We start from the raw sequence: 23,458 nt of genomic DNA on the forward strand, positions 1-23,458 counted from the left end.
TCCTTTTCGCACGGCGGTGGGAGCGCGCACTTCCCATTATCGGCGGGGTATGACGAACATTTTGGGTAAACCCGCATAGCGCCGCCTGCTACGTCAACCTAACATGAATTAACGTTATCGATAACGTTCTAGCGAAGCTGGCTCGCGTGAGAGGAGGAGACAAAGATGAAGTGGCTGACACGCTGCAAACCAGCGTCCATTCGGAACATGGCGGCGATTTTGCTTGCCGCTGGAGCGGCATGGTCCGCTTCCGGATATGCAGGACCCTCGAAGACGATTACGGAGTGGGATCACCAAACCGACGGCAATGGGCCCAAGGTCGTGCGAGAAGCCGCGGACCGCTTCGAGAAACAGAATCCGCTTTACAAGATCGAGGATTCGCACGTGCTCAACGACGCGTACAAGGCGAAGCTGAACGTCGCGTTCGGTGCGGGACAGCCGCCGTGCGTGTTCGATACTTGGGGCGGGGGGCCGCTGCGCGAGTACGTGAAAGCGGGGCAGGTCGTCGACCTGACGCCTTATCTTCAGAAGGACCCGGCTTATCGCGACCGCTTTCTGCCGACGGCCTGGCGAGCTGTCACGTATGACAACAAGATCTACGGAATCCCGACCGAGAACGTATCGGCGGCGGTGATTTTCTACAACAAGGATCTGTTCAAGCAGTACAACCTGAATCCGCCTGCAACGTGGAACGACTTGCTGAACGTGATCAAGACGCTTCAGGCCCACGGCATCGCACCGTTTGCGCTGGCGAACAAGAACAAGTGGACGGGCTCGATGTACTACATGTACCTCGTCGACCGCATCGGCGGGCCCGACGTATTCCGCAAGGCGGCCGATCGTGCGCCGGGCGGCAGCTTCGCCGATCCCGCTTTCATCGAGGCAGGCCGGTACATTCAGCAACTCGTCAAGGCCGGTGCATTCGCCCAGGGTTTCAACGGACTCGACTACGACATCGGCGCATCGCGCCGTCTGCTTTATTCGGGTCGGGCGGCAATGGAGCTGATGGGCGGATGGGAGGCCTCAACGATCCAGAAGGAAAACCCTGGCTTTTACAAAAAGCTCGACGTTTTCCCGTTTCCGGCAATCCCGGGGGGCAAGGGTGATCCGCACGACGTGATCGGCACCGTCGGCGACAGCTTTACGAGCATCTCGACGCAATGCGCGGATCGCGATGCCGCGTTCAGCCTGATCAAGACGATGACCGACGACGCGTCGATGCAGGCGCGCATCGCCGATGCGCGAATTCCGCCGGTCAAGAACGCACGCTTGACGGACCCGTTTCTGCAGCGACTGCAGGCATTGGTTGCGCAGGCGCCGAACGTGCAGCTCTGGTACGACCAGGAACTGCCGCCCAAACTCGGCGAGCTGCACAAGGATACGACGCAGGCGTTGTTCGGCTTGTCGCTGAGTCCGGAAGCTGCGGCGCAGCAGATGGAAGCGGCGGCCAAGGCCGACGCGGGCAAGTAAATGCGCAACCACGAGTCCGGGTACATGACGGGCGAGGAGACAACTGTGGGCATCGCCATTCCGCTCGAATCCGCGAGACCTCGACGCGAGCAGTCGAAATGGATTGTCATCGCGGTCTTGCTTGCACCGTCGATGGTGCTGCTTTCGGTCTTTCTCATCTATCCGTTGCTTTCGAGCTTTCAGCTGTCGACGCTCGACTGGAACGGCCTTGGCAGCAACGCGCGTTTTGTGGGCCTCGCCAACTGGGAGCATCTGCTTCACGACGACATCTTTCGGAAAGCGCTCGGCAACAATCTGCTGCTTGCGATCTTCTCGATTCTCATCCAGCTGCCCGTCGCACTGGCGCTTGCGGTGCTGCTCGACAAGGCTGGGCGAGGCTCGCGCACGTTGAAGATTCTGTATTTCTTGCCGCTCCTGATGTCGAGCGTGGCGATCGGCGTGCTGTTCAAGAACGTCTATGACCCGAACTTCGGCCCCTTGAATGCCGCGCTGCATGCGTTCGGTCTGGACGGGCTCGCGAAGGACTGGCTCGGCGATACGCGCTACGCGCTTGCTTCCACGATTGCCGTCATCTGCTGGCAGAACATCCCGTTCTACATGATTCTGTTTCTCGCAGGGTTGTCATCGTTTCCGGCGGAGCTGGCGGAAGCGGCATGTCTCGACGGCGCATCGGAGTGGACCGTTTTATGGCGCATCAAGCTTCCTCATCTTCAAGGGACGATCCGTACTGCCGCACTGCTGTCGATCATCGGATCGCTGCGCTACTTCGACCTGATCTTCGTGATGACGGGCGGAGGGCCCGAAAGCTCGTCCGAGCTCATGGCCACGTACATGTATCGCACCGTGTTCAGCTCGTTTCAGCTCGGCTACGGCAGCACGATAGCCTCTGCGATGTTCGTCATCGTGACGCTGGTTGCCGCCGTCGCCCTGCGTGTCACGCGCCGCTACGAAACGGAGGTTTGACGTGACGCTCTTCGCAAACCGGCTCGGCGCAAAGCCGTTTCGTCCGGGCATCTTTCTGTTGGGGCTCGTGTGGCTTGCGGTGACGACGCTGCCGTTCGTCTTCGTGGTCGCCACGAGTTTCAAGTCGCAGGAAGAGACCTATTCGAACGCGGTATGGTCGCTGCCTTCTCATCTGGACTTCGGCAACTACCTCGAAGTGCTGCATGGCGGATTCTTCACGTACCTCGAAAACAGCGTATTCGTGGTCGGAATATCGGTCGTGCTCGTCGTTATCTTCAGTGCGATGGCCGCCTACGTTTTCGCGCGGCTGCATTTTCGCTTCGGCAAGACGCTGTTCGCGCTCGTGGTCGCGGGGATGATCGTGCCGCTGCACGCGGCGCTCGTGCCGATCTATCTGCTGATCCGCAACATCGGGCTCTACGACACGAAATTCGCGCTCATCGGCCCGTACGTCGCGTTGAGCCTGCCGATTTCGATCTTCATTCTCACCGAGTTCATGCGCCAGATTCCGCATGAACTCGACGAGGCCGCGCAGCTCGACGGCTGTGGCCCGTTCCGGATCTTCTGGAAGATCTATTTCCCGCTGTCCACGCCGGGACTCGCGACCGTCGCCATCTACAACAGCATTGCGTTGTGGAACGAGTTCATCTTTGCCTACGTCTTGACCTCGACGCCGGCGCATCGAACGCTGCCGCTTGCCCTATGGGACTTCCAGGGGCAGTACGCGTCGAACATTCCGGCCATGCTCTGTGTCGTGACGCTGACGTCGCTGCCCCTGATCCTCGTGTACGCCTTCGGTCAGGAGCGAATCATCAAGGGCATGATGGCCGGGTCGTTGAAAGGGTAGCGAAGCGCGCAGCGCAGGCTCGCGCTGCGGTCGAATACAGTTAGCAAACGAGTGAGATATGGCCACCATTACGCTGTCTTCCGTCCAGAAGGCCTACGAAGACAATCCGCCGGTGATCCGCAACGTGAATCTCGAGATCGGCGTGAACGAGTTTTGTGTATTCCTCGGACCGTCGGGATGCGGGAAGTCGACGCTTCTGCGCATGGTCGCGGGCCTCGAGAACATCACGGCCGGCGAGTTGCGGATCGACGGCAAGCGAATGAACGACGTGCATCCTTCGCAGCGCCGCGTGGCGATGGTTTTTCAGAACTACGCGCTGTATCCGCACATGAGCGTGTACGAGAACATGGCGTTCGGCTTGCGTCAGGCGAAGCTGGACAAGGCGGCGATCGATCGGAAAGTGCGATCCGCCGCCGAGGCGCTGCAGCTCGAGAAGTACCTCGACCGGCGGCCCGCGGCGCTCTCGGGTGGGCAGCGTCAGCGCGTGGCGATCGGGCGCGCCATCGTGCGCGAGCCGGGCGTATTCCTTTTCGACGAACCGTTGTCGAATCTGGACGCGTCGCTGCGCGTGCAGACGCGCACGGAGATCGCCCGGCTGCACCGGGAGTTCAACAGGGCGAGCGCGATTTACGTGACGCATGACCAGATCGAGGCCATGGCGCTCGCCGACAAGATCGTTTTGCTGCATGCGGGTGCCGACATGGAGCGGCATGGCAGCGTCGCGCAGGTCGGTGCGCCGCTCGATTTGTACCACCGGCCGAAGAACCGATTCGTAGCCGGCTTCATCGGGTCGCCAAAGATGAATTTCCTGCCGGGCACGATCACGTCGGTCGATGCCGCTGGTGTGGCGATCCGCCTGTTCACCGGTGACGTCGTGCATGCCGCGGTGGATGGCACCAGGGCGCGTCCGGACATGAAGGTGACGGTCGGCGTGCGGCCGGAGCACCTTGGGGTCGCGCACGCCGGCGAGCGGGCCGAGGTGCCGGGGCGTTCGGTGCAAGGCACGGTGCGGCTCGTCGAGCGCCTGGGCGAGCATAGCTACGTTCATGTCGCCGTCAGCGAGGCGATGCGCCACACGATCATCGCCAAGCTGCCTGGCGACAGCCCGGCGTCGATCGGCCAGCCGATCGCGCTTTTGGTGGCGCCGGAGGCGTGTCACGTCTTCGACGACCAGGACTTCGCGCTGGCGCGCCTCGAAACGGCGCTTGCCGGCCGTCATCCCGCTCGCCTCGCCTGAGGCGCACCCGATCGCCGAAGGCCAGGCAGATATCACAAGGTTTCAACGGATCATTCATGTCGTATGCAACTTATCCGAGCCTCAAAGATAGGACCGTGGCCGTCACGGGTGGTGGTACGGGCATTGGCGCTGCAATGGTGGCGGCGTTCGCGCATCAGGGTGCACGCGTGTACTTTGTCGACGTGGCGGAGGCGCAATCCGTGTCGCTTTGCGAATCGCTGCGCGACTCGCCTTACGCGCCGGAATTCTTGCGGTGCGACTTGCGCGACGTCGACGCCATCGGCGACGTTTTTTCAGGCATCACGGATCGGGCCGGCACGATCGACGTCCTCGTCAACAACGCCGCCAGCGACAACCGCCATGCGGTGGCGGACGTCAGCTGCGCCTATTGGGACGAACGCATCGCCGTGAACCTGCGTCACCAGTTCTTTTGCGCCCAGCATGTCGCGCAGGGCATGCGCCGGAACGGCCGGGGAGTCATTCTCAATGTCGGCTCGATTTCATGGCATCTCGCGTTGCCCGATCTGTCGATCTACCTGACCGCGAAAGCGGGCATCGAAGGCTTGACGCGCGGACTTGCGCGTGATTTCGGCGCCTTCGGCATCAGGGTCAACTGCATCGTGCCCGGCGCGGTACGCACCGAGCGGCAGATGGCGCTATGGCAGACGCCCGAGAGCGAATCGAGGCTGCTCGAGGCGCAATGCCTGCCTCGACGCATCGAGCCGGAGCACGTCGCGAGGATGGCGCTGTTTCTCGCTTCGGACGACGGCGAACGTTGTTCAGGGCGCGAATATTTCGTCGACGCCGGGTGGTACGGTGCATGAACGCGCAGCCTCCCGTATGTGTCTGGCAAGTGGGCGCCGAGCTGGGCGAAGGGCCAGTCTGGCTGGCTGACGAACGCGCGGTCTACTTCGTCGACATCAAACGCCGGTCCGTGCATCGCCTTTGCACCGAAACCGGGTGGAAGACCACTTGGCAGGCGCCCGCGGAGCCCGGCTTCCTTTTGCCCACCTCCGATGGTTCGTTCGTATGCGGTCTGCCCGATGGGCTGTATGCGTTCGACCCGCGCGACGGCAGGTTCGTGAAGCGGGTCGACGTGGAGCCGCAACTCGTACGGAATCGCCTCAACGACGGCTTCGTCGATACGAGCGGCTACTTGTGGTTCGGGACGATGGACGATGCGGAGCGCGAGGCGAGCGGGACGCTATATCGCTTGAGCGACGACGGTGAGATCCGTGTCCAGGATGCCGCGTACGTCATCACGAACGGGCCGGTGACGAGTCCGGACAACCGAACCCTGTACCACACCGATACGCTGGCGAAGACCATCTATCGATTCGACTGGGGCGAGCACGGCGAGCTGTCGCGCAAGCGCATTTTCGCAGTCGTCTCCGGAAGCGGCTATCCGGACGGCATGGCGGTCGATGCCGACGGGTTCGTCTGGGTGGCGCTCTTCGGCGGCGGGCGCATCGAGCGCTATTCGCCCGACGGGCAACTCGCAGGCCATGTTTCGTTTCCTTGTCCGAACGTCACGAAGCTCGCATTCGGCGGAGACGACCTTCGCACGGCATACGTCACGACCGCGCGCAAGGGCATGTCGGCGCAAGAGAGGGCGGGCCAGCCGCTCGCGGGCAGCCTGTTTTCGTTCCGTGTTCCCACGCCGGGACTGCCCCAGATGACATGCACACAAGGATGGTCGCGATGACTCAGAAAAGCCGTTCGAACCGCCGGTTCCGTTCCCAGGACTGGTTCGCCAATCAGGCGCATATCGACATGACCGCGTTGTATCTCGAACGCTTCATGAACTATGGGATAACGCCCGAAGAGCTGCGCTCCGGCAAGCCCATCATCGGCATCGCACAATCGGGCAGCGACCTCAGTCCGTGCAACCGCATTCATCTGGAGCTCGCGCGCCGCGTGCGCGACGGTATCCGGGATGCGGGCGGCATTCCGTTGGAGTTTCCCGTTCACCCTGTCTTCGAGAACTGCAGACGCCCCACTGCGGCGCTCGACCGCAATCTCGCCTATTTGGGGCTCGTCGAGATTCTCCATGGATATCCGCTCGACGGCGTCGTGCTGACGACAGGATGCGACAAGACCACGCCGTCGCAGATCATGGCGGCCTGCACGGTGGACATTCCATCCATCGTCTTGTCGGGTGGCCCGATGCTCGACGGCTGGTTCGAAGGCGAGCTGGCGGGCTCGGGGGCAAGCATCTGGAAAGGACGCAAACAGCTTGCCGCGGGAACGATCGACGAGGAAACGTTCCTCGAGATCGCGGCGGCATCGGCGCCGTCCGCCGGGCATTGCAACACCATGGGCACGGCGTTGACGATGAACTCGCTGGCCGAGGCGCTCGGTCTGTCGCTGACCGGCTGCGCTGCCATCCCCGCGCCGTACCGGGAGCGCGGGCAGATGGCTTATCGAACGGGGCGCCGGATCGTGGAAATGGCGTACCTGGATCAGCGGCCGTCGAGCATCCTGACGCGTGAGGCGTTTCTCGATGCGATCGTCGTCAACGCGGCTATCGGCGGGTCGACGAATGCGCAGCCGCACATCATGGCCATGGCGCGTCATGCAGGCGTCGAACTGAGCGCTGACGACTGGATGACGTATGGATACGACGTCCCCTTGCTCGTGAACCTCCAACCAGCCGGAAAGTATCTCGGCGAACGGTTTCACCGGGCTGGCGGGGTCCCGGCCGTCATGCACGAATTGATGAAGGCCGGGAAGCTGCGGACGGACCGCACGACCGTGACCGGAAAGACGGTCGCGGAGAACCTTAAGGGCAAGGAGACCGGGGATCGGGAAGTCATCTTCAGCTATGAGGCGCCGCTGAAACCGCGTGCCGGATTTCTCGTCCTGCGCGGTAACCTGTTCGATTTCGCGATCATGAAGACCAGCGTGATCTCCGAAGAATTTCGTGCGCGCTATCTTTCGACGCCCGGCAGCGAAAACGTATTCGAATGTCGCGCCGTCGTGTTCGAGAGTTCCGACGATTACCACGCGAGAATCAACGATCCTGCGCTCGGAATCGACGAGCGCTCGATCCTCGTGATCCGTGGCGCAGGGCCCGTCGGTTGGCCGGGCTCAGCCGAAGTGGTGAACATGCAGCCGCCGGACGCGCTGATTCGCCGCGGCATATCGAGCCTGCCGACGCTGGGAGACGGCAGGCAGTCGGGTACGTCCGACAGTCCTTCCATCTTGAACGCATCGCCGGAAAGCGCGGTGGGTGGCGGGCTCGCCCACTTGCGCACGGGCGATGTCGTCAGGATCGATTTGAACGCCGGCCGGTGCGACATGCTCGTCGGCGACGCCGAGATCGAACGGCGCAAGGCGGCCGGGCGTCCCGACGTTCCCGCGAGCCAGACGCCTTGGCAGGAAATCTATCGTGCGACGGTTGGGCAGCTGGAGTCGGGGGCCTGCATGGAGCTGGCGGTGAAATATCGCGGCGTCGCGCATACGCTTCCCCGTCATAACCACTAGGCGCATACCGAAAATCTTGGTCAATCAGTTTTACTAATGGATGGTGTCGATGCCAAATCAATCTGAAATTCATGGCCTCGCCAATTCGCCCTCGGCTTGTTTGCCGGCGGATTTGAAGGACGCGCTGTTGGTGGGGCGCGCGTGGCGGCCGGCGCCGGTGGACGGTCCAGCCGTCGTGGTCGTTCGCAACGGCCGTGTGATCGACGTCACCGCCGTGACGCCGACAGTGGCGGATCTGCTGTGCCGGGAGGACCGGATCGCAATCGCGCGGAATGCCGATGGCGAAGACCTGGGCGTCGTTGACGACATCGTCGCGTCGAGCTTGCGCGGTAACGTTTCACAGAGCGTCCGTCTGCTCGCGCCGTGCGATCTTCAGGCAATCAAGGCATGCGGGGTGACGTTCGCGGTCAGTCTGCTCGAGCGCGTGATCGAAGAGCAGGCGGGCGGCGATCCCGCAGCCGCCATGGCAATACGCCAGACGATCCAGCAGACCATCGGCACGGATCTTTCCATGGTGCGTCCAGGCTCGGATGCGGCTGCCCGATTGAAGTCCGAGTTGGTGAACAGAGGGGCGTGGTCGCAATACATGGAAGTCGGGATTGGGCCCGATGCCGAGGTCTTTTCGAAGTCACAGCCAATGTCGGCGGTTGGGCTCGGCGCGGACGTCGGCCTGCACCCGGCATCGCATTGGAACAACCCCGAGCCGGAGGTCGTGCTCGCCGTCGATCACAAAGGCGAAGCGGTAGGCGCGGCCCTGGGAAACGACGTCAATCTGCGTGACGTCGAAGGACGCAGTGCGTTGCTGCTGGGCAAGGCAAAGGACAACAACGGCTCATGTGCCATCGGTCCATTCATTCGTCTGTTCGACGAGCATTTCACGCTCGATACCGTGCGCGAGATGACCGTTTCGCTTCGCATCGACGGCGCGGACGATGACTTCGTGCTCGACGACGTCAGCCACATGCGGCAGATCAGCCGGGATCCAAGCGAGCTCATCGTGCAGACGTTTGGTTCGCACCATCAGTATCCGGATGGATTCATGCTTTTTCTCGGGACGATGTTTTCACCGGGCAAGGATCGCGACGCGCCGGAACGCGGATTTACCCATCACCTCGGAGACATCGTGACCGTGTCGACGCCCTCGCTTGGGGCGCTCGTCAACACGGTTCGTCTTTCGACGGAGATTGCGCCGTGGACGTTCGGCGTGCGCGCGTTGTACAGCAGTCTTGCTGCTCGCGGTCTGCTCCCCTGCGACGGTTCCTCTATCCGCGCGACGAATTAGCGGTCGACTGGGTTCGATTCCGGCATTGATGAAATTCACAACACCTGGCCCGCTATTGATCGCAAGGGCGTCAGATTAAAGGAGCTGTTTATGTCGACCAATAACGAAGCCGGAATGCCGCTTTATCGCGATGCCGGAGCCGACGTCGAGGATCGTGTTGCCGACCTGCTCGGTCGGATGACGCTGGATGAGAAGATCGCGCAGATGCATGCCGGCTGGCTCAAGCTGTCGCCGGATGGCAAGCACGAGTGGCGGATCGCGGACTTCGCGCAGCGCACGACGGGTGTATCCGTCGATTCATTGCTCGAGCACGGCTTGGGGCAAATCACTCGACCGCTCGGCACGCACACGGTCGATCCGAAAGAGGGCGTGCGTGCGCTGAACGAATTGCAGCGACGGATGGTCGAGGAAACCCGCCTGGGGATTCCGGTGATGTCACATGAGGAGTGTCTGGTGGGCCTCATGATCAAGGACGCTACGCTCTTTCCCGCTCCCCTCAACTATGCCGCGACATGGAATCCAGAACTGATCGAGCGGGTGGGTGCGGTAATCGGGCAGCAAGCGCGCTCGATCGGCTGTCACCAGGGGCTCGCTCCTGTTCTCGACGTATCTCGCGACCCTCGTTGGGGCCGCACGGAGGAGACACTGGGCGAGGATCCCTATCTCGTCGGGGTCATGGCCTGTCGATACGTCAAGGGCCTTCAGGGCGAGCAGCGCGATCTGCTGGCGACGCTCAAGCACTTCGCAGGGCATTCGGCGAGCGAGGGCGGACGCAACCACGCTCCCATTCACGTCGGCCCGCGCGAGTTCAACGACATTTTCCTGTTGCCGTTCGAGATGGCCGTCAAGCTGGCCGACGCGGGTTCCGTGATGCCTGCCTATCATGATGTCGACGGCGTGCCGTGTCATGAGGATCACTCTCTGCTGACGGAGATCTTGCGCGAGAAATGGGGGTTCGACGGATTGATCGTCGCGGACTATGCGGGCGTCAATCTTCTCTACACGCATCACGGCGTTGCACGAGATGCCGCCTCTGCGGCCGCGATGTCCTTCAACGCTGGCCTCGATATCGAACTGCCGGGCCACGAGTGCGCGTTGCACCTCAAGGACGCGCTCGCACGCGGGGAGATCAAGGAAGAGACCATCGATTCGATCGTCGCGCGGATACTGACGGCGAAATTTCGACTGGGCCTTTTCGAGCATCCGTACGCCGATCCGGAAAACGTGGCGCTGCGGGGCGAGGAGGCGTCGCGGGTGGCATATCAGGCTGCCGTCGAGTCGGCCATGCTGCTTTCGAACGATGGAACGCTGCCGCTCGACGTCGAGCGGACCGGGACGCTGGCCATCATCGGACCGACCGCCGACGACCCGCTCGCATTGCTTGCGGGATACAGCTTCCCCGTCCACCTGATCAACGCCGGTGAGCACGCAGGCGCACCGATGGCGACGCCGCTTCAGGCGCTGCGTGCCCGATTCGGCGCTTCACGTGTCGTCTATGCGAAGGGTTGCGACGTCATCAAAGAGCGGAGTCAGGGGGCGCCGGTCTATCCGGGCGACGTCGAAATGAACGAGGCGATCAACCAAAGCCGCCAGTCGCTGATCAGCACGGACACGGGACAGATCAATGAAGCGGTGGCTGCCGCGAAGCAAGCGGACGTGGCGGTCGTCTTTGTCGGCGACCTCGCGGGGCTGTTCCAGTCCGGCACCGTCGGCGAGGGTTCCGATACCGATAGCCTCGACCTGCCCGGCGTGCAGCAAGCCCTGCTCGAAGCCGTGGTCGCAACGGGCACGCCGACAGTGGCGGTGCTCACGGGCGGGCGTCCGTACAACCTCGGTGGTCTGGAAGACCGGATCGCGGCCGAAATCATGGCGTTCGCCCCGGGCGAAGGCGGCGCCGAGGCGTTGGCCGACCTCCTGACAGGGGCGGTGAATTTTTCGGGCCGCCTGCCGCTATCGGTGCCAAAAAGCGCCGGGGCGATTCCGTTCGTCTACAACCACAAGCTGAAGAGTGCTGGAACGCCGATTGCCTATCACTTCGGTTCACGCTTTCCGTTCGGCTTCGGATTGAGCTATACGAAATTCGAATACAGCGACCTCGAACTGGAACAGGCCGAGGTTCCGATCGAAGACGGAGCGGCCGTGTTGCGGTTCGTCGTCGAGAACGTGGGCATGCGAGCCGGCACTGAGGTCGTTCAGGTGTACGTGCGTGACTGCCTCGCGTCGGCGGTGCGGCCGGTGCGCGAACTGAAGGCATTCGCACGCGTGGCGCTCGGGCCGGGCCAGCGAGGGAAAGTCAGGATCGTCATTCCCGTGGACATGCTGAACTTTACCGGCCATCGTGGCGAACGGATCGTCGAACCAGGACAATTCGATTTGATGGTGGGGAGTTCGAGCCGCGATATTCATCTGAACGCGACGGTCAACGTCGTTGGCGAAGGGACGCGGGTCCTGCCGCGCAATTGGCGGATGTTGAGCGAGGCGAGTGTCGTCGTCGACGAGACCGCAGCAGAAAGCGTCGTGGCCGGTGCGGTCGCTGGCTAGTGAATGTGCCGGATTGTCAGGCCGACGCAATTGCAGGTCGCTGCAACTAGCGACTCAGCGTATCGACGAAGGCCTCGAAGCCCAGGCCCGTTCTGGCGTCGAGCGTGGCGGCGCGAGCGCGGATCGCGTCCCAGTTGAGATTCGGACGCCCCTTCCAAAGCACCATTACGCCTTGCTCGGCCGTGAGCGCAATGAATTTTCGACGAGGGAAGATGCCCGCCACTGTCGACATGAACGTTGCTGCCCAATTGGCCGTGGGGCGATAGACGTTCACGGTCATCACACCATCGGCGCGCAGAATACGATGGCAGGCTCGATAAAATTCGGCGGTATGGAGCGCATCGATCGGACGGTTGCACTCGTCGAAGGCGTCGGCAAGGATCAGGTCGCACCGTCCGCCGTGGTTCGGGATGAAGGTGGACGCATCCTCCACCACGACTCGCAAGCGCTCGTCATCAGCGGGCAGGCCGAAGCACGTCCGCGCGAGTCCTACCACTTCCGGATCGATTTCCACGGCGATCGTTTGCAGCTCCGGGAGGTGCCTGTGGATGAATTTCGCCTGCTGACCGCCGCCGAGACCGATGAGGATGATTTCGGTGGGTGCGGGAATGAAGGCGAGGGGATGCAGCATTGTCCGCGTGTACTGCACCGAGAGATCGTCGGGGCTGGACAAACTCATTTCGGTGAGACTGGTCGTTTCATCATCGGCCATCTTGAGCGAGAGCCTGTCACCGAAGTTCATGATTATGTATTTTTTCGTTTTCAGAACGACATCGGTATGGGTCGTCATTTTCCCCTCTTGATTCAAATGAACAGTCCTTGAATCATCATCTTTCCGCTTCACGTGTGGCCGTGACGTCGCGAATAAATCGACGCTGCGGCGAATGCAATTATTGCTGGCCGGAAATTGCGTCGATTGTAGGTCCGGCCCGTTTCAATTTCAGGCCGTTACACATAGGAGGCTGGAGATGACAGAAGCGCTGACCAATCGGCCCGTCGCAGTTGTCGCGGGCGCTGGACCGGGCAATGGCCAGGCACTCGCGAAGCGCTTTGCCGAGGCCGGGTACGCCGTCGCATTGCTTGCGCGCGACAGGACCAGCGTGACGGCGCTGGCGGGCGCCATTCCCAATGCACGAGGCTATGCCTGCGACCTCGGCGACGCCGTGCAGGTGGCGGCGGTATTGGCGAGTATCCGGTCGGAACTCGGCGAGGTGGATGCCTTGCTCTATAACGCCGGGTCGGGCGTGTTCGCCGATGTGGAGACGATTACGCCCGAGCAGTTCGAAGCTTCGTGGCGGGTCAACGCGTTCGGCGCACTCCTTTGCGCAAAGCAGGTCATTCCCGCTCTGGCCGAAGGGAGTCCATGTCGCGCTGGTCGTCGTCGACGGCATCGTCGACATTCCTGGCGCGCGCAAACGTATGCCCGGCAAGCCGGATGATGCCTTTGTCTCGCCTGCGGCGCTGGCTGAGACAGTGCATGCGCTGACGGTCCAGGACCGCCGCGGTTGGAGTTTCGAGGTAGAGGTGCGCCCGTTTCTGGAGCCTTGGTGATCGCTGTATCAGACTGGGAGCCGCTTCCAGGGCTCCGATGCTCCTATGCGATCGGCGCCCCGTAGGCCCGCACAAAAGTCGTGACGACCGTGGCGATCCATTGATCGACCTGTGCCGCTGAAGGGGTGGCAGTCGGATGCGTGAGGCATTGCATATGCGGTTCGCTGCGGACCAAATTGACGAAGTGGGCTGCTGCGGTGTCTCGTCCCAGCACGCTGAGATCCACTTCTCCTGCAGCCGCTGCGCTGGCCAGATACTCGGCCACCATGGATTGGATGAGATGAGGTCCCGCGAGATAGAAGGCTCGCGCCAGATTCGGAAACGTCGGGGCCTCCGCGATCACGACGCGAAAGAGGGCCAACGCCGACGGCGACAGAATGACGCTCAAGTAAGCCCGCGCCACGGCCGTCAGCGTTTCCTCGAGCTTTCCCGGGTGAAACGTGATGCCTCGAATGGCACCAGTGCTGGCGGAGCATTCCGCCTCTATGACGGCGACGAAGAGCGCTTCCTTGCTCGGGTAATGCGCGTAGACCGTGGACTTCGAGACGCCCGCCTCACGTTGAATCATGTCGGTCGTTGCCGCGCTGAAGCCGTGAGTCAAAAAAATCTTACGAGCAGCATTTAGAACGGTGAGCGACTTTGCGCTCGGGTCGGCATCACTTCGGCGAGGGCGTTGCTTCGCGGGTAGCGAAATGGATTGAGTTCGCGGCATCGGTTCGATAGTCGGATCAACGTGGGGCAGGTGCATAACCCAATACGATATCATGCCGAACCGATCGGTTTACAGAAAGCGACGCTAGCGTTTACGAGAACTCTGAAGGACGCAGGTTTTATTGACGGGTTCGATGCGTCGGTCATAAAATCGAACCGATCGGTACGGTACTAAGTTGAGCGTTTGAGAAAGCGCCGACCGCTCCTGCAAACACTAGACGGGCACAGCCCGAGGAGGAGACAGAAGATGAGTGCTGATACGAAAGCAGGCGTGCCACATCTGTGGACGCGTGAAGGATTTGCCGGTCCGGCTTCGGTGGTGACGCGGCGTGGATATGCGCCTGACTACCTGTCGGTGCAGGGAGTACACGCCCCGCGCCGGCTGATACTGGAGCGGCTGGTTCCGCAAGATGCGTCGGATGCCGATGCGCTGCCCACCGTCGTCGCGCGTTCCAGGATCGGTGTGCGGCTGCTCACGTCGGCTCGCCACGCACCGATGCCGTTCACCGTCAGGAACGTCGAGTCTGACGAAATTCACTTCATTCAGTCCGGCCAGGTGCGCTTCGATACCGAGGTCGGCAGCCTTCAGGCGGAGGAGGGTGACTTCGTCTGCATCCCGCGATCGGTCGCTTATCGTTATGCGCCGATCCAGGGCGCCATGCGCAGCATGATCGTCGAATGTCCATCCGCTGCGAGCCTCACGCCGCCAGCGCCGTTCGGGATGATCAACTTTGCTCGCGATGTCCGCTATCCGAAGATCGATCGCGAGCTCGACGCGGGCGGGCCAGGAAAACTGGTGCTGAAAACGGCGGATGAGGAGGTGACGACCTTCGTCGTGCCACACGATCCGCTCGCGCTCGGCGCACAGCTGTCCACTGCTGTTCCGGTCTGGAAGCTCAGCTTGGCGAGCATCCAACTGCACACCTACGAACCACACGGCGGACCACCGTCCATGTTCCTATCGACTCGCAACGGCGAGTCGCTCATGTTCAACCTGAGCGCCCGCTCGGGCGGCCGTCCGCCGGTGCACGTCAACGCCGATTTCGATGAAGTGATCCTCTACGTTCGCGGACCGGGTGCCTACGGCGCCTGTACCGAACCCGGGACGCTCACGTGGGTGCCGAAGGGCGTCATCCACCATGGACCGAGCGAAGCCGTGCCCGATGGATACCAGGCCTGGCTGCTCGAGACGCGCGCCACCTTGCGCTTCACGCCTGAAGCGCTTGCTGCCTCCGAATTGATGGAGACAGGCAACTACGGTCCTCATCCGACCGCCGCCGCCTAAATCCCCGTCACCCGTTCCCTTCGTGTTCGGCACGCCCGTGCCGAGGGGATCCTTTTGCCTAAAAAACAGGAAAGCAGAGCATGAACACGATCGAAAAGCTGCCGCTGTGGGAAGCGGCTCAGCGCGAAATGGAAACCTATCAATTCCATGCGCCGTCGGATGTGCAGCCCAAGTGGGATGTATCGCAGAAGATTGCCATCAACGTGGCCGTCTCCGGGCGGTTCGACGGCACCGGCACGTCGCAGCCGACCTCCCTGCAGACCTATGTCGACGCCGCCTCCGATGTGATCGAGGCCGGCGCATGTGGCGTGCATATCGACTTCACTTGGGTGACGGACAACCAGGGCCGGCGCCTCGATCGCGACCTGCCGCCTGTCGAGGCCTACGGCACCGTCCTCGAACCGCTGCGCAAGCGGTTCGGCAAGGACTTCGTTCCGAACCTCAACGTGCTCAACGGAACGACATTCGATATCTGCGTGAGCCCCGCACGCGAAGGGTTGGCCGAAGTCGCTCCGTGCGCGCCCGGCCATCCGGACGCGTTCATGGTCCCGGCGATCCAGGCGCTGGAGGATTGCGGCGTCAAGCCTGAACTCGCCGTGCACAGCTCCGGGGAGATCGAGCTGGCCAAGCGCAAGCTCATCGACACCGGCATCCTGAAGAAACCCTACAACTGGCTCATTCTCTACGGCCTTCCGTTCAACGGGGGGCGCAGCCTGATCTCGGGCACGTGGGTCAGCAACGCGCAGGACATGGCGCGGCATTTGTTCCTGATGGTCGACCAGATTCGCAGCATCGATCCGACGTCGGTGATGTCCGTTTGCGCAGCCGGTCGCGCGTCGCTGTACATGACCACGCTCGCAACGATGATGGGGTTGCACATCCGGGTCGGGACGGAGGATACGCCGTGGAAGTATCCGAATTCCGACGAGCGCCTCAAGGACAACCTCGAGATGTTCAAGATGGCGAAGGACATCGCGGAGCTGCATGGCCGCAAGCCGGCGTCGGCCAACGAGTATCGCGCGCTGATCGGAAAGCCGGCTCGCTGAAGACCGGCAGCACGCCACAGGTATTTCTTTCGTTGCTGCGGCGAACGCGTGTCAGGCGGACCGCTTGATGCCGGAGGCGCATGCGCTGTTCACCCGCTGCGCCTCCACCGAGAGCAGCTCCCGCCGCCGGTGATAGCCGGCGACCAGGGGTGCGCTGCAGTCACGCCCAGCAAGCAGAGCAACGCAATACACGTTTAGGAGTTTCCATGACTCACGCGACTGTCGACGAACGCTTTTTCTCCTTCTCCCCGGTCCCCTTCGACGGGGCAGGACGAAGCTCGCCGGTTGCCGGCGTTCCGCCGGTGCAATCGTTGGTCGAACGAGCCTGCGGGATGGTGCATGACCTGCAGGAGAACGCCCGCCAGACCGAGAACGATCGTCGTATTTCAGAAGAGACCATCACGCGGTTTCGCGATGCCGGGTTCTTCCGACTGATGCAACCGGCTCGGTATGGCGGCTACGAATACGGATTCACGGCATTCATCGATGTGATCAGCGAGGTCGCGCGTGGTTGCGCATCATCCGCTTGGGGATGCTCGATTGCGGCGATCCATCAATGGGTCGTCGCACTGTTTCCGGAACAGGCACAGGACGATGTGTGGGGCGCCAATCGGGATGCGATCGTGTGCGGTTCCTATGCGCCCGCGGCCATGGCGCAGCGCTGCGACGGCGGCTACCGCGTCAAGGGACGCTGGCAATGGGCGTCGAATGTCGACAACTCGCAATGGGCGCTGCTCGGCGTTCAGTTTCCTCCGGAGAAGGAAGGGGATGCGCCTACTGGAGGCTTCCTGCTCGTGCCGTCGTCGGATTGGCGGATCGAAGACGACTGGCATGTGGCCGGCCAGGCGGGAACGGGATCGAAGACAGTCGCACTCGACAGCGATACGTTCGTTCCCGCCCATCGATGCCTCACCTTTGCCGAAGCTGCATCGAGTCACGCGCCCGGGGCCGAGGTCAACCGCGGTCCGTTCTACCGTATTCCCGTGCTGTCGATGATCCCCGTCTGTCTTGCCGCACCCATGATTGGCAACGCGCAAAGCGCAATCGAGAACTTCACCCTCCTGTGCGGAAACCGCATCACACGCGGCGGTGTTGCCGGTGCAGGCAATCGCTTGAGCCAGTTCTTCCCGGTTCAATCGCGCATCGCCGAAGCGACCGCGGCCGTGGATGCCGCCCGGCTTCTGCTGTACCGCTGCGCGGCTGAAATAGAGCAAAACGCGCTGGAAAACAAAGGCGTGGATGTCGCGCGTCGTATCCGCAACCGCCGTGACATGGCCTTCGCGGCGCGCCTATGCCAGCAGGCGGTCGATGCGTTGTTCGCCGGCGTCGGCGCAGCAGGTCTGTCACTGGACCAACCGCTTCAACGCATATGGCGCGACTCGAACATGATCGTCAAGCACTTCAGCCTGAATTGGGACGCCATCTCGTCGATGACCGGCCAGTACCTGCTGGGACTCGACCCGAAAGGCCAATACTAGACGCGAGGGAGCGACATCATGGGTTCACCATCGGCAGAAACTTCGGCGCCGAGCACGGGCTCCGACGAGCTTCGCCTGCGCCGTTCATTGGGCGCATTTCCTACTGGAGTGTGCCTCGTCACCACCGTTGACCCGCAAGGCAAACGGGAGGGCATGACGATCAATTCGTTCGCATCGCTCTCGTTGGATCCGCCGCTGATCCTCTGGAGCGTGCGTACGGCGGCCCGAAGCGCAGCCAGCTTTCTTACCGCCTCGCACTTCATCGTCAACGTGCTGTCGATGGATCAAAAAGAGCTCGCGCTGCATTTTGCCCGGCCATCGCTCGATAAGTTCGAGGCTTTCGAGTCGATGTTCGACGCGGGGATGGGGGGATGCCCCCGGCTCAAGGCATGTGTGTCGACCTTCGAGTGCCGGCGACATGCGGCCCACGAGGAAGGGGACCACATCGTCCTGATCGGAAAAATCGAGCGCTTCGACTCGACCGATTTGCCGCCATTGTTCTTTCACGCAGGCCGAATGGGTTCCATTCACGAGCTTGCAGAAAGCAGCATCGCCTAACCATCGCGCTTTCCACGAGGACTCGCCATGAACGAAACCATCGACTTCGTCCGAAACGTCTATCGGGATGTCGACGCTATGGACCCGCGCAGGCTGACCGCGCATTTGACGCCGGACTGCACCTTCGTTTTCGCCAATGCCGATCCGGTGACGGGCAGCGCAGCGATCGAATCCCACCTGCGCGCCTTCATGGAGATGTTCGACGGCATGACGCACGAGATCGACGCCGCTTGGCGCGCAGGCGACGTGGTCATCTCGAGGCTTCGCGTCGCTTATCGACGAAAGGACGGAATCCGCAAGGTGTATCCGGCTGCCGTCATCTGGAGGATGCGCGGCGAGCTCATCGGCGAGTTCACCGTCTTCATCGATGCGTCGACGCTTTTCAGCGCGGAAGCTTGAGGCCGTGGGGCAACTGCAAACGTCGACGGGCAGGCCAAAACACCAAGACGCGTTGAGTACATTGATCGTTAATCAATATCAATCAACGTTGATTGTTGGTTATGCTGCGGACTACAGATTGCCACATCACCCACAACGAAAACCCGTCAGGAGCTGAATGGTGTCATCCCGGATTCCTCGTCTCGAATTGCAGCAGATGCGCGAAGACCTTCGCCAGTACCTGACGCCACGCGTCGAACGCCTCAAATACCTCGGTGAACTGTTCAAGTGCGCGGCACACGCGCCAGGCGTGCTGCTTTCGTTCATGCGTTTCACCGACGAACTGAAAGACGCGCTGCCGGATCGATTGACCGAGGTCGCGGTATTGACGACCGCTTCGTTGATGAGCAACCGATATGAACGCAATCAGCACGAGCGGTTGTGCATCCGGCTCGGGTACAGCGCCGACTGGATTGCGGAGGTCGAGCGGTTGCAGCCCGAGGCGTCGCAATCGATGGCTCCGGAAGAGAAGGCCGTGCAGCGCTACGTCATCGCGGCTGTCGAGACCCGCGGTCAAAAGGCACAGCAGGAATTCGCCGCCGTGGTCGAAGCGTTCGGCCCATCGCATTCGATGGCGATCGTGATGCTGGTCGGGCGCTATATCACCCACGCCTTGACGGTGAACACGCTTGAACTGGAGCCGCCGGTGCCGTCGATCTTCGAAGACGGTTTCCGCGGCGACGGCGCGCCCGCCCGCAATGCCCGCTAAAGGAGGAAATGCACATGACCTCCACCCCCATCTGGCTGACCGAACAGGACGTGGTCGAATTGATCCAGCTGCCGGACGCCATCACCGCCCTCGAGCATTCGCTCGCCGCCGAATCCGCGGGTCAGGCAGGCAACATGAGCAAGACCATGCTGCAGTATGGCAAGAGCAATCTTCACGCCCTGGGCGGGCAATTGGGTTCGCTGGTCGGAACCAAGAGCTGGACACACGCCGAAGCGGGAACCTGTCCGTTGCTGATGCTCTGGGACGCATACGACGGTCAACTGGCGGCAGTGATCGAAGCGTTCGCCCTGGGCAACATGCGGACGGGAGGCACCTCTGGGCTTGCCGCCAAGTGGATGTCGTCGCCTGACGCCTCGGTGATGGCGATCATCGGTTGCGGCAAGCAAGCTTTGTCGCAGGTGGCCAGCGTCGTTGCGGTGCGTCCCATCGCGGAACTGCGCGTCTTTTCGCGCTCGGCTGACACCCGCGAGGCTTTCGCAGCGAAGGTACAGCGCGAACTCGGCATCCGGGCCGTTCCCGCGGCGAGCGTCGAGGCGGCTGCCGACGGCGCGGACGTCGTCACGCTGGCCACGCGTGCCACCGAGCCCGTGATGTACGGCCGCTTCCTGAAACCCGGCGCCCACGTCAACGCCATCGGCGCGATCGGGCTGGACCGGGAGGAGTTCGCACAGGACCTTTTCGATCGCGCTGGTGCCGTCTGCGTCGACTACCTGGACGGGGTGAAAAAACAGTCGCGCGAGTTCACACGCCGGTTCGCGGACGATTCGTGGGATCGCGTGCAGACGCTGGGCAGCGTCATCGCTGCCGGACACTGCGTCTGGCAGCCGACGCGCATCTCGATCTTCAAGGCCATGGGCATGGGACTCTCGGACGTCGCCCTCGGCGCGGCGTTGGTCGATCGCGCGAGACGCGCCGGTGTAGGCCGTCCGATCGAGCCACCGAAAAAGGCGGCGATCCGGTTCCGGCAGGGGTCCGGGCAAACCGCTTACGGGGCGGCTTCGTCCGTGACCTGACTTCCAACAACGACATCCATAGGAGATAACGACATGAATGACCTTCGCAGAAACTTCGAGACAGTTGGCGCCCGTCTGCTCGACGTCAGCGGCCAAGCGCCCCAAACACATAACGAGCAATGGGCGCCGCTCATTATCTCGAAGGAAACGATCGAAGCCGAGGTCGAACGCTTGGCCTCGCTGCCGAGGCCCGAGAACGGCCGCCGTGAAACGTTGATCGTACATCCCATGGCGCGCCACGATACGCCGGGTCTCGCGCCGGGCATCCAGGTGAGATTGTCCGTTCTCAAGCCGGGCGAATCGACCGCGCCATTCCGCCACAACGCGACGGAGGTGAACTTCTGCATTCGCGGCGGCGGGCATACGGAAATCGCGGGCAAGCGCATCGACTTCGAGCAATACGATGTATGGAATCACCCGAGCTTTCTCGCCTATACGCATCACAACGAGACGAATGACTTGCAAGTGCGGCTTACCTATTCGAATGCACCGCTCTTGCAGTTCATGGACATCTATATCACCGAGGACAATGTGCGCGCCGGCGCGGTTGCTGCCGTGCACGAGGAAGCGAGCGACGATCCGCGACGCAAGAACCCGTTCGGCGTGTTCCCGATCAGCGATGACGGCGGCTTGCTGATGCCGTACGAGGTGCTGATCAATCCCCAGCGCGTCATCTCCAACCCGATGCTCTTCAAATGGAGCTGCGTCAAGCCCGAGCTCGACAAGCTGGAGGCGCTCGGCAAGGACTACATCGGTCGCCGCCTGTACATGTACTACAACCCCGCTACGGGCCGGACCAACGGCATTACGCCCAACTTCTTCGCGACCATGACGATTCGTCCGCCGAAGATCGTCGATCGCCCTCATCGTCATGTGTCGGCCGCCATCAATTACTACTTCCACGGCACTGGCCATAGCGTCGTCGCCGGCAACCGGTACGAATGGAAGGCGGGCGACCTGATGCTTTCCGCGCCGGGCTGGGCCGTGCATAACCATGCTTCATACGACGAACCGGTATACGAGCTGACAGTGCAGGATCAGCCGCTGAACATCCATATGGAATCGCTGCTCTGGCAGGAAGACCTCAAGCACGATTTGGCCGTGCTGGGCAGCCAGCTGGGCTTTGCCACCAACCGCAAGATCGCCTGAACGGGACCGGTTCGATGCTACCCAAGGAAACGATTCAGGCATTGGCGCGTAGCCTGTACGAGTCGCGCAAGTCGCGCGTGCAGGTGCGGCATTTCTCGCGCCAATACCCGCAGATGACCGTCGAGGACGGGTATTCCATCCAGCGCGAATGGGTCCGGCTTGAAGAGGCTGACGGCCGCAAGGTGCGCGGGCGCAAGATCGGGCTTACTTCGCGCGCCATGCAGATGGCGTCGCAGATCAGCGAGCCGGACTTCGCCCCGTTGATGGACGACATGTTCTTCGAGTGCGGATCGGATATCCCGTTCGACCGCTTCATCGCGCCGCGCGTCGAGGTCGAGCTGGCGTTCGTCCTTGGCGCGCCGCTGCAAGGGCCGGGTGTGACGCTGTTCGACGTGTTGCGCGCAACCGAATACGTCACGCCCGCGCTCGAAATCATCGATGCGCGCATCGAGCAATACGACCGGGACACAAAGGAGATGCGTCGAGTCACGGACACCATTTCCGATTTTGCCGCGAACGCGGGCATCGTGATGGGAGGGCGTCCCGTGCGCCCGCTCGACCTGGACCTGCGCTGGATCGGCGCGCTACTGCACAAGAACGGCGTCATCGAAGAGACCGGACTCGCGGCGGGCGTGCTGAATCACCCGGCTACCGGGGTGGCTTGGCTCGCCAACAAGATCGCTCCTTACGACGAGCGTCTCGAAGCGGGCCAGGTGGTGCTCGCGGGCTCGTTCACGCGTCCGACCTATGCGCAGCGCGGCGACACCCTGCACGCCGACTACGGAAGTCTCGGCAGCGTCACGTTCCGATTCGTGTGAGGCCGCGATGCAGATGCCACACAACGCATTCAAAACGGCGCTTCGCGAGGGGCGTCCACAGATCGGGCTATGGATGGGACTGGCGCATGCAAATGCGGCCGAGCTGGTTGCGGGCACGGGTTTCGACTGGCTGTTGATCGACGGCGAGCATGCGCCGAACGACTTGCAGTCCGTGCTGAGTCAACTGCGCGCTGTTGCGCCCTATGCGACGCACCCGATTGTCCGAGCGCCCGTCGGAGACGTGGCACTGATCAAGCAATTGCTCGATCTCGGCACACTAACGCTGCTCGTACCGATGGTAGAGAGCGCGCAACAGGCACTCAGCCTCGCGCAAGCGATGCGCTATCCGCCACATGGCATTCGGGGCGTCGGCAGTGCGCTCGCTCGGTCTTCGCGATGGAACCAGATACCTGGCTATCTGCAGCAGGCCGACGCGCAGATGTGCCTGCTGGTCCAGGTCGAGAGCGTTGGCGCACTCGACCAGCTCGACGCAATTGCGGCGCAGGACGGCGTGGATGGCGTTTTCTTCGGCCCCGCCGACCTCTCGGCATCGATGGGATTGTTGGGCCAGCCAGGGCATCCCGACGTGGTCGCGGCGATCTGCGACGGCATCAGGCGCGTGCGCGCGGCCGGCAAGGCGCCTGGCGTACTGGCTGTGGACGCCACGCTCGCCAGTACCTATCTCGAACACGGCGCATTGTTCGTCGCGGTCGGCGTGGATACCACGCTGCTCGTGCGGGCCGCTACCGAACTGGCGCAGCGGTATCGGCCGACACGTGCCGAAGCGCGTGCGGAGCCGGCTTCGGCGCAGGCCTATTGAAGCGGTCTATGCCGCCATGACTTCACCCACGAATT

22 protein-coding genes are annotated in these 23,458 nt (G+C 62.3%); 20 read left to right on the forward strand and 2 right to left on the reverse strand.

The window, feature by feature from the left end; translation table 11 throughout:
* The first annotated feature begins 165 nt into the window (after positions 1 to 165).
* From FAZ69_RS00710 to FAZ69_RS00750, 9 genes are all read left to right on the forward strand, one after another.
* Entirely contained in the window at positions 166 to 1,470 is a 1,305-nt protein-coding gene (locus FAZ69_RS00710; protein WP_240702048.1) for an extracellular solute-binding protein, read from the forward strand.
* Positions 1,471 to 2,433, forward strand: coding sequence for a carbohydrate ABC transporter permease (locus FAZ69_RS00715; protein WP_240702049.1), 963 nt, complete (start codon positions 1,471 to 1,473; stop codon positions 2,431 to 2,433). It begins immediately after the preceding gene.
* 1 nt (position 2,434) lies between these two features.
* Positions 2,435 to 3,280: a carbohydrate ABC transporter permease gene (locus FAZ69_RS00720; protein WP_136892035.1), complete on the forward strand. Its 846-nt coding sequence runs from the start codon at positions 2,435 to 2,437 to the stop codon at positions 3,278 to 3,280.
* Positions 3,281 to 3,338: 58 nt separating this feature from the next.
* On the forward strand, positions 3,339 to 4,517 hold the full coding sequence (locus FAZ69_RS00725) for an ABC transporter ATP-binding protein (protein ID WP_136892036.1): 1,179 nt from the start codon (positions 3,339 to 3,341) through the stop codon (positions 4,515 to 4,517).
* Between the two features lie 56 nt (positions 4,518 to 4,573).
* Positions 4,574 to 5,341, forward strand: a complete 768-nt coding sequence (locus tag FAZ69_RS00730; RefSeq protein ID WP_136892037.1) for an SDR family NAD(P)-dependent oxidoreductase — start codon at positions 4,574 to 4,576, stop codon at positions 5,339 to 5,341.
* Positions 5,338 to 6,222, forward strand: coding sequence for an SMP-30/gluconolactonase/LRE family protein (locus FAZ69_RS00735; RefSeq protein WP_136892038.1), 885 nt, complete (start codon positions 5,338 to 5,340; stop codon positions 6,220 to 6,222). Before FAZ69_RS00730 ends, FAZ69_RS00735 begins: the two co-directional genes overlap by 4 nt.
* Positions 6,219 to 8,003, forward strand: coding sequence for an IlvD/Edd family dehydratase (locus tag FAZ69_RS00740; RefSeq protein WP_136892039.1), 1,785 nt, complete (start codon positions 6,219 to 6,221; stop codon positions 8,001 to 8,003). The genes FAZ69_RS00735 and FAZ69_RS00740 overlap by 4 nt, the downstream gene beginning before the upstream one ends.
* 49 nt (positions 8,004 to 8,052) lie before the next feature.
* Positions 8,053 to 9,285: a fumarylacetoacetate hydrolase family protein gene (locus FAZ69_RS00745; RefSeq protein ID WP_136892040.1), complete on the forward strand. Its 1,233-nt coding sequence runs from the start codon at positions 8,053 to 8,055 to the stop codon at positions 9,283 to 9,285.
* 90 nt (positions 9,286 to 9,375) lie between these two features.
* On the forward strand, positions 9,376 to 11,826 hold the full coding sequence (locus tag FAZ69_RS00750; protein ID WP_206171161.1) for a glycoside hydrolase family 3 N-terminal domain-containing protein: 2,451 nt from the start codon (positions 9,376 to 9,378) through the stop codon (positions 11,824 to 11,826).
* A gap of 46 nt (positions 11,827 to 11,872) precedes the next feature.
* Here FAZ69_RS00750 and FAZ69_RS00755 read toward each other — a convergent pair whose 3' ends face one another.
* Positions 11,873 to 12,616, reverse strand: coding sequence for a fused MFS/spermidine synthase (locus FAZ69_RS00755; RefSeq protein WP_136892041.1), 744 nt, complete (start codon positions 12,614 to 12,616; stop codon positions 11,873 to 11,875).
* A gap of 178 nt (positions 12,617 to 12,794) precedes the next feature.
* On the opposite strand from FAZ69_RS00755, the gene FAZ69_RS00760 reads away from it, so the two are divergent.
* A complete protein-coding gene (locus FAZ69_RS00760; protein ID WP_206171162.1) occupies positions 12,795 to 13,265 on the forward strand; it encodes an SDR family oxidoreductase in 471 nt (156 codons plus the stop codon).
* A gap of 155 nt (positions 13,266 to 13,420) precedes the next feature.
* Here FAZ69_RS00760 and FAZ69_RS00765 read toward each other — a convergent pair whose 3' ends face one another.
* Positions 13,421 to 14,125 (reverse strand): TetR/AcrR family transcriptional regulator, encoded by a 705-nt coding sequence (locus tag FAZ69_RS00765; protein ID WP_240702050.1) that lies wholly within the window; start codon positions 14,123 to 14,125, stop codon positions 13,421 to 13,423.
* 210 nt (positions 14,126 to 14,335) lie between these two features.
* Here FAZ69_RS00765 and FAZ69_RS00770 point away from each other — a divergent pair, with 210 nt between their 5' ends.
* From FAZ69_RS00770 to hpaI, 10 genes are all read left to right on the forward strand, one after another.
* Entirely contained in the window at positions 14,336 to 15,373 is a 1,038-nt protein-coding gene (locus FAZ69_RS00770) for a homogentisate 1,2-dioxygenase (protein WP_169708517.1), read from the forward strand.
* Positions 15,374 to 15,453: 80 nt separating this feature from the next.
* Positions 15,454 to 16,419 (forward strand): 3-keto-5-aminohexanoate cleavage protein, encoded by a 966-nt coding sequence (locus FAZ69_RS00775; RefSeq protein WP_136892042.1) that lies wholly within the window; start codon positions 15,454 to 15,456, stop codon positions 16,417 to 16,419.
* A 206-nt stretch (positions 16,420 to 16,625) separates the two neighbouring features.
* Positions 16,626 to 17,897, forward strand: coding sequence for an acyl-CoA dehydrogenase family protein (locus FAZ69_RS00780; RefSeq protein WP_136892043.1), 1,272 nt, complete (start codon positions 16,626 to 16,628; stop codon positions 17,895 to 17,897).
* Between the two features lie 18 nt (positions 17,898 to 17,915).
* Positions 17,916 to 18,455, forward strand: coding sequence for a flavin reductase family protein (locus FAZ69_RS00785; protein ID WP_136892044.1), 540 nt, complete (start codon positions 17,916 to 17,918; stop codon positions 18,453 to 18,455).
* 27 nt (positions 18,456 to 18,482) lie between these two features.
* Complete coding sequence (locus FAZ69_RS00790) at positions 18,483 to 18,854, forward strand: nuclear transport factor 2 family protein (protein WP_136892045.1); 372 nt, start codon at positions 18,483 to 18,485, stop codon at positions 18,852 to 18,854.
* A gap of 157 nt (positions 18,855 to 19,011) precedes the next feature.
* Complete coding sequence (locus tag FAZ69_RS00795) at positions 19,012 to 19,602, forward strand: hypothetical protein (protein WP_240702051.1); 591 nt, start codon at positions 19,012 to 19,014, stop codon at positions 19,600 to 19,602.
* A 14-nt stretch (positions 19,603 to 19,616) separates the two neighbouring features.
* The gene (locus FAZ69_RS00800) at positions 19,617 to 20,636 is read left to right on the forward strand and encodes an ornithine cyclodeaminase family protein (protein WP_136892046.1); all 1,020 of its coding nucleotides are present in this window, start codon (positions 19,617 to 19,619) and stop codon (positions 20,634 to 20,636) included.
* A 33-nt stretch (positions 20,637 to 20,669) separates the two neighbouring features.
* Complete coding sequence (locus FAZ69_RS00805; protein WP_136892047.1) at positions 20,670 to 21,785, forward strand: cupin domain-containing protein; 1,116 nt, start codon at positions 20,670 to 20,672, stop codon at positions 21,783 to 21,785.
* Positions 21,786 to 21,799: 14 nt separating this feature from the next.
* The gene (gene hpaH / locus FAZ69_RS00810; RefSeq protein ID WP_136892048.1) at positions 21,800 to 22,603 is read left to right on the forward strand and encodes a 2-oxo-hept-4-ene-1,7-dioate hydratase; all 804 of its coding nucleotides are present in this window, start codon (positions 21,800 to 21,802) and stop codon (positions 22,601 to 22,603) included.
* Between the two features lie 7 nt (positions 22,604 to 22,610).
* Positions 22,611 to 23,423, forward strand: coding sequence for a 4-hydroxy-2-oxoheptanedioate aldolase (gene hpaI, locus FAZ69_RS00815; RefSeq protein WP_136892049.1), 813 nt, complete (start codon positions 22,611 to 22,613; stop codon positions 23,421 to 23,423).
* The last annotated feature ends 35 nt before the right edge of the window (positions 23,424 to 23,458 follow it).

Origin of the sequence: Trinickia terrae (assembly GCF_005144415.1) — a bacterium.
In the GTDB taxonomy this organism is placed as follows: domain Bacteria; phylum Pseudomonadota; class Gammaproteobacteria; order Burkholderiales; family Burkholderiaceae; genus Trinickia_A; species Trinickia_A terrae.

Coding starts and splice junctions, on each gene's coding strand:
- FAZ69_RS00710 (WP_240702048.1), top strand. CDS start 166: ATGAAGTGGCTGACACGCTGCAAACCAGCGTCCATTCGGAACATGGCG.
- FAZ69_RS00715 (WP_240702049.1), top strand. CDS start 1,471: ATGCGCAACCACGAGTCCGGGTACATGACGGGCGAGGAGACAACTGTG.
- FAZ69_RS00725 (WP_136892036.1), top strand. CDS start 3,339: ATGGCCACCATTACGCTGTCTTCCGTCCAGAAGGCCTACGAAGACAAT.
- FAZ69_RS00730 (WP_136892037.1), top strand. CDS start 4,574: ATGTCGTATGCAACTTATCCGAGCCTCAAAGATAGGACCGTGGCCGTC.
- FAZ69_RS00735 (WP_136892038.1), top strand. CDS start 5,338: ATGAACGCGCAGCCTCCCGTATGTGTCTGGCAAGTGGGCGCCGAGCTG.
- FAZ69_RS00740 (WP_136892039.1), top strand. CDS start 6,219: ATGACTCAGAAAAGCCGTTCGAACCGCCGGTTCCGTTCCCAGGACTGG.
- FAZ69_RS00745 (WP_136892040.1), top strand. CDS start 8,053: ATGCCAAATCAATCTGAAATTCATGGCCTCGCCAATTCGCCCTCGGCT.
- FAZ69_RS00750 (WP_206171161.1), top strand. CDS start 9,376: ATGTCGACCAATAACGAAGCCGGAATGCCGCTTTATCGCGATGCCGGA.
- FAZ69_RS00755 (WP_136892041.1), bottom strand. CDS start 12,616: ATGACGACCCATACCGATGTCGTTCTGAAAACGAAAAAATACATAATC.
- FAZ69_RS00760 (WP_206171162.1), top strand. CDS start 12,795: ATGACAGAAGCGCTGACCAATCGGCCCGTCGCAGTTGTCGCGGGCGCT.
- FAZ69_RS00765 (WP_240702050.1), bottom strand. CDS start 14,125: ATGCACCTGCCCCACGTTGATCCGACTATCGAACCGATGCCGCGAACT.
- FAZ69_RS00770 (WP_169708517.1), top strand. CDS start 14,336: ATGAGTGCTGATACGAAAGCAGGCGTGCCACATCTGTGGACGCGTGAA.
- FAZ69_RS00775 (WP_136892042.1), top strand. CDS start 15,454: ATGAACACGATCGAAAAGCTGCCGCTGTGGGAAGCGGCTCAGCGCGAA.
- FAZ69_RS00780 (WP_136892043.1), top strand. CDS start 16,626: ATGACTCACGCGACTGTCGACGAACGCTTTTTCTCCTTCTCCCCGGTC.
- FAZ69_RS00785 (WP_136892044.1), top strand. CDS start 17,916: ATGGGTTCACCATCGGCAGAAACTTCGGCGCCGAGCACGGGCTCCGAC.
- FAZ69_RS00790 (WP_136892045.1), top strand. CDS start 18,483: ATGAACGAAACCATCGACTTCGTCCGAAACGTCTATCGGGATGTCGAC.
- FAZ69_RS00795 (WP_240702051.1), top strand. CDS start 19,012: ATGGTGTCATCCCGGATTCCTCGTCTCGAATTGCAGCAGATGCGCGAA.
- FAZ69_RS00800 (WP_136892046.1), top strand. CDS start 19,617: ATGACCTCCACCCCCATCTGGCTGACCGAACAGGACGTGGTCGAATTG.
- FAZ69_RS00805 (WP_136892047.1), top strand. CDS start 20,670: ATGAATGACCTTCGCAGAAACTTCGAGACAGTTGGCGCCCGTCTGCTC.
- hpaH (WP_136892048.1), top strand. CDS start 21,800: ATGCTACCCAAGGAAACGATTCAGGCATTGGCGCGTAGCCTGTACGAG.
- hpaI (WP_136892049.1), top strand. CDS start 22,611: ATGCAGATGCCACACAACGCATTCAAAACGGCGCTTCGCGAGGGGCGT.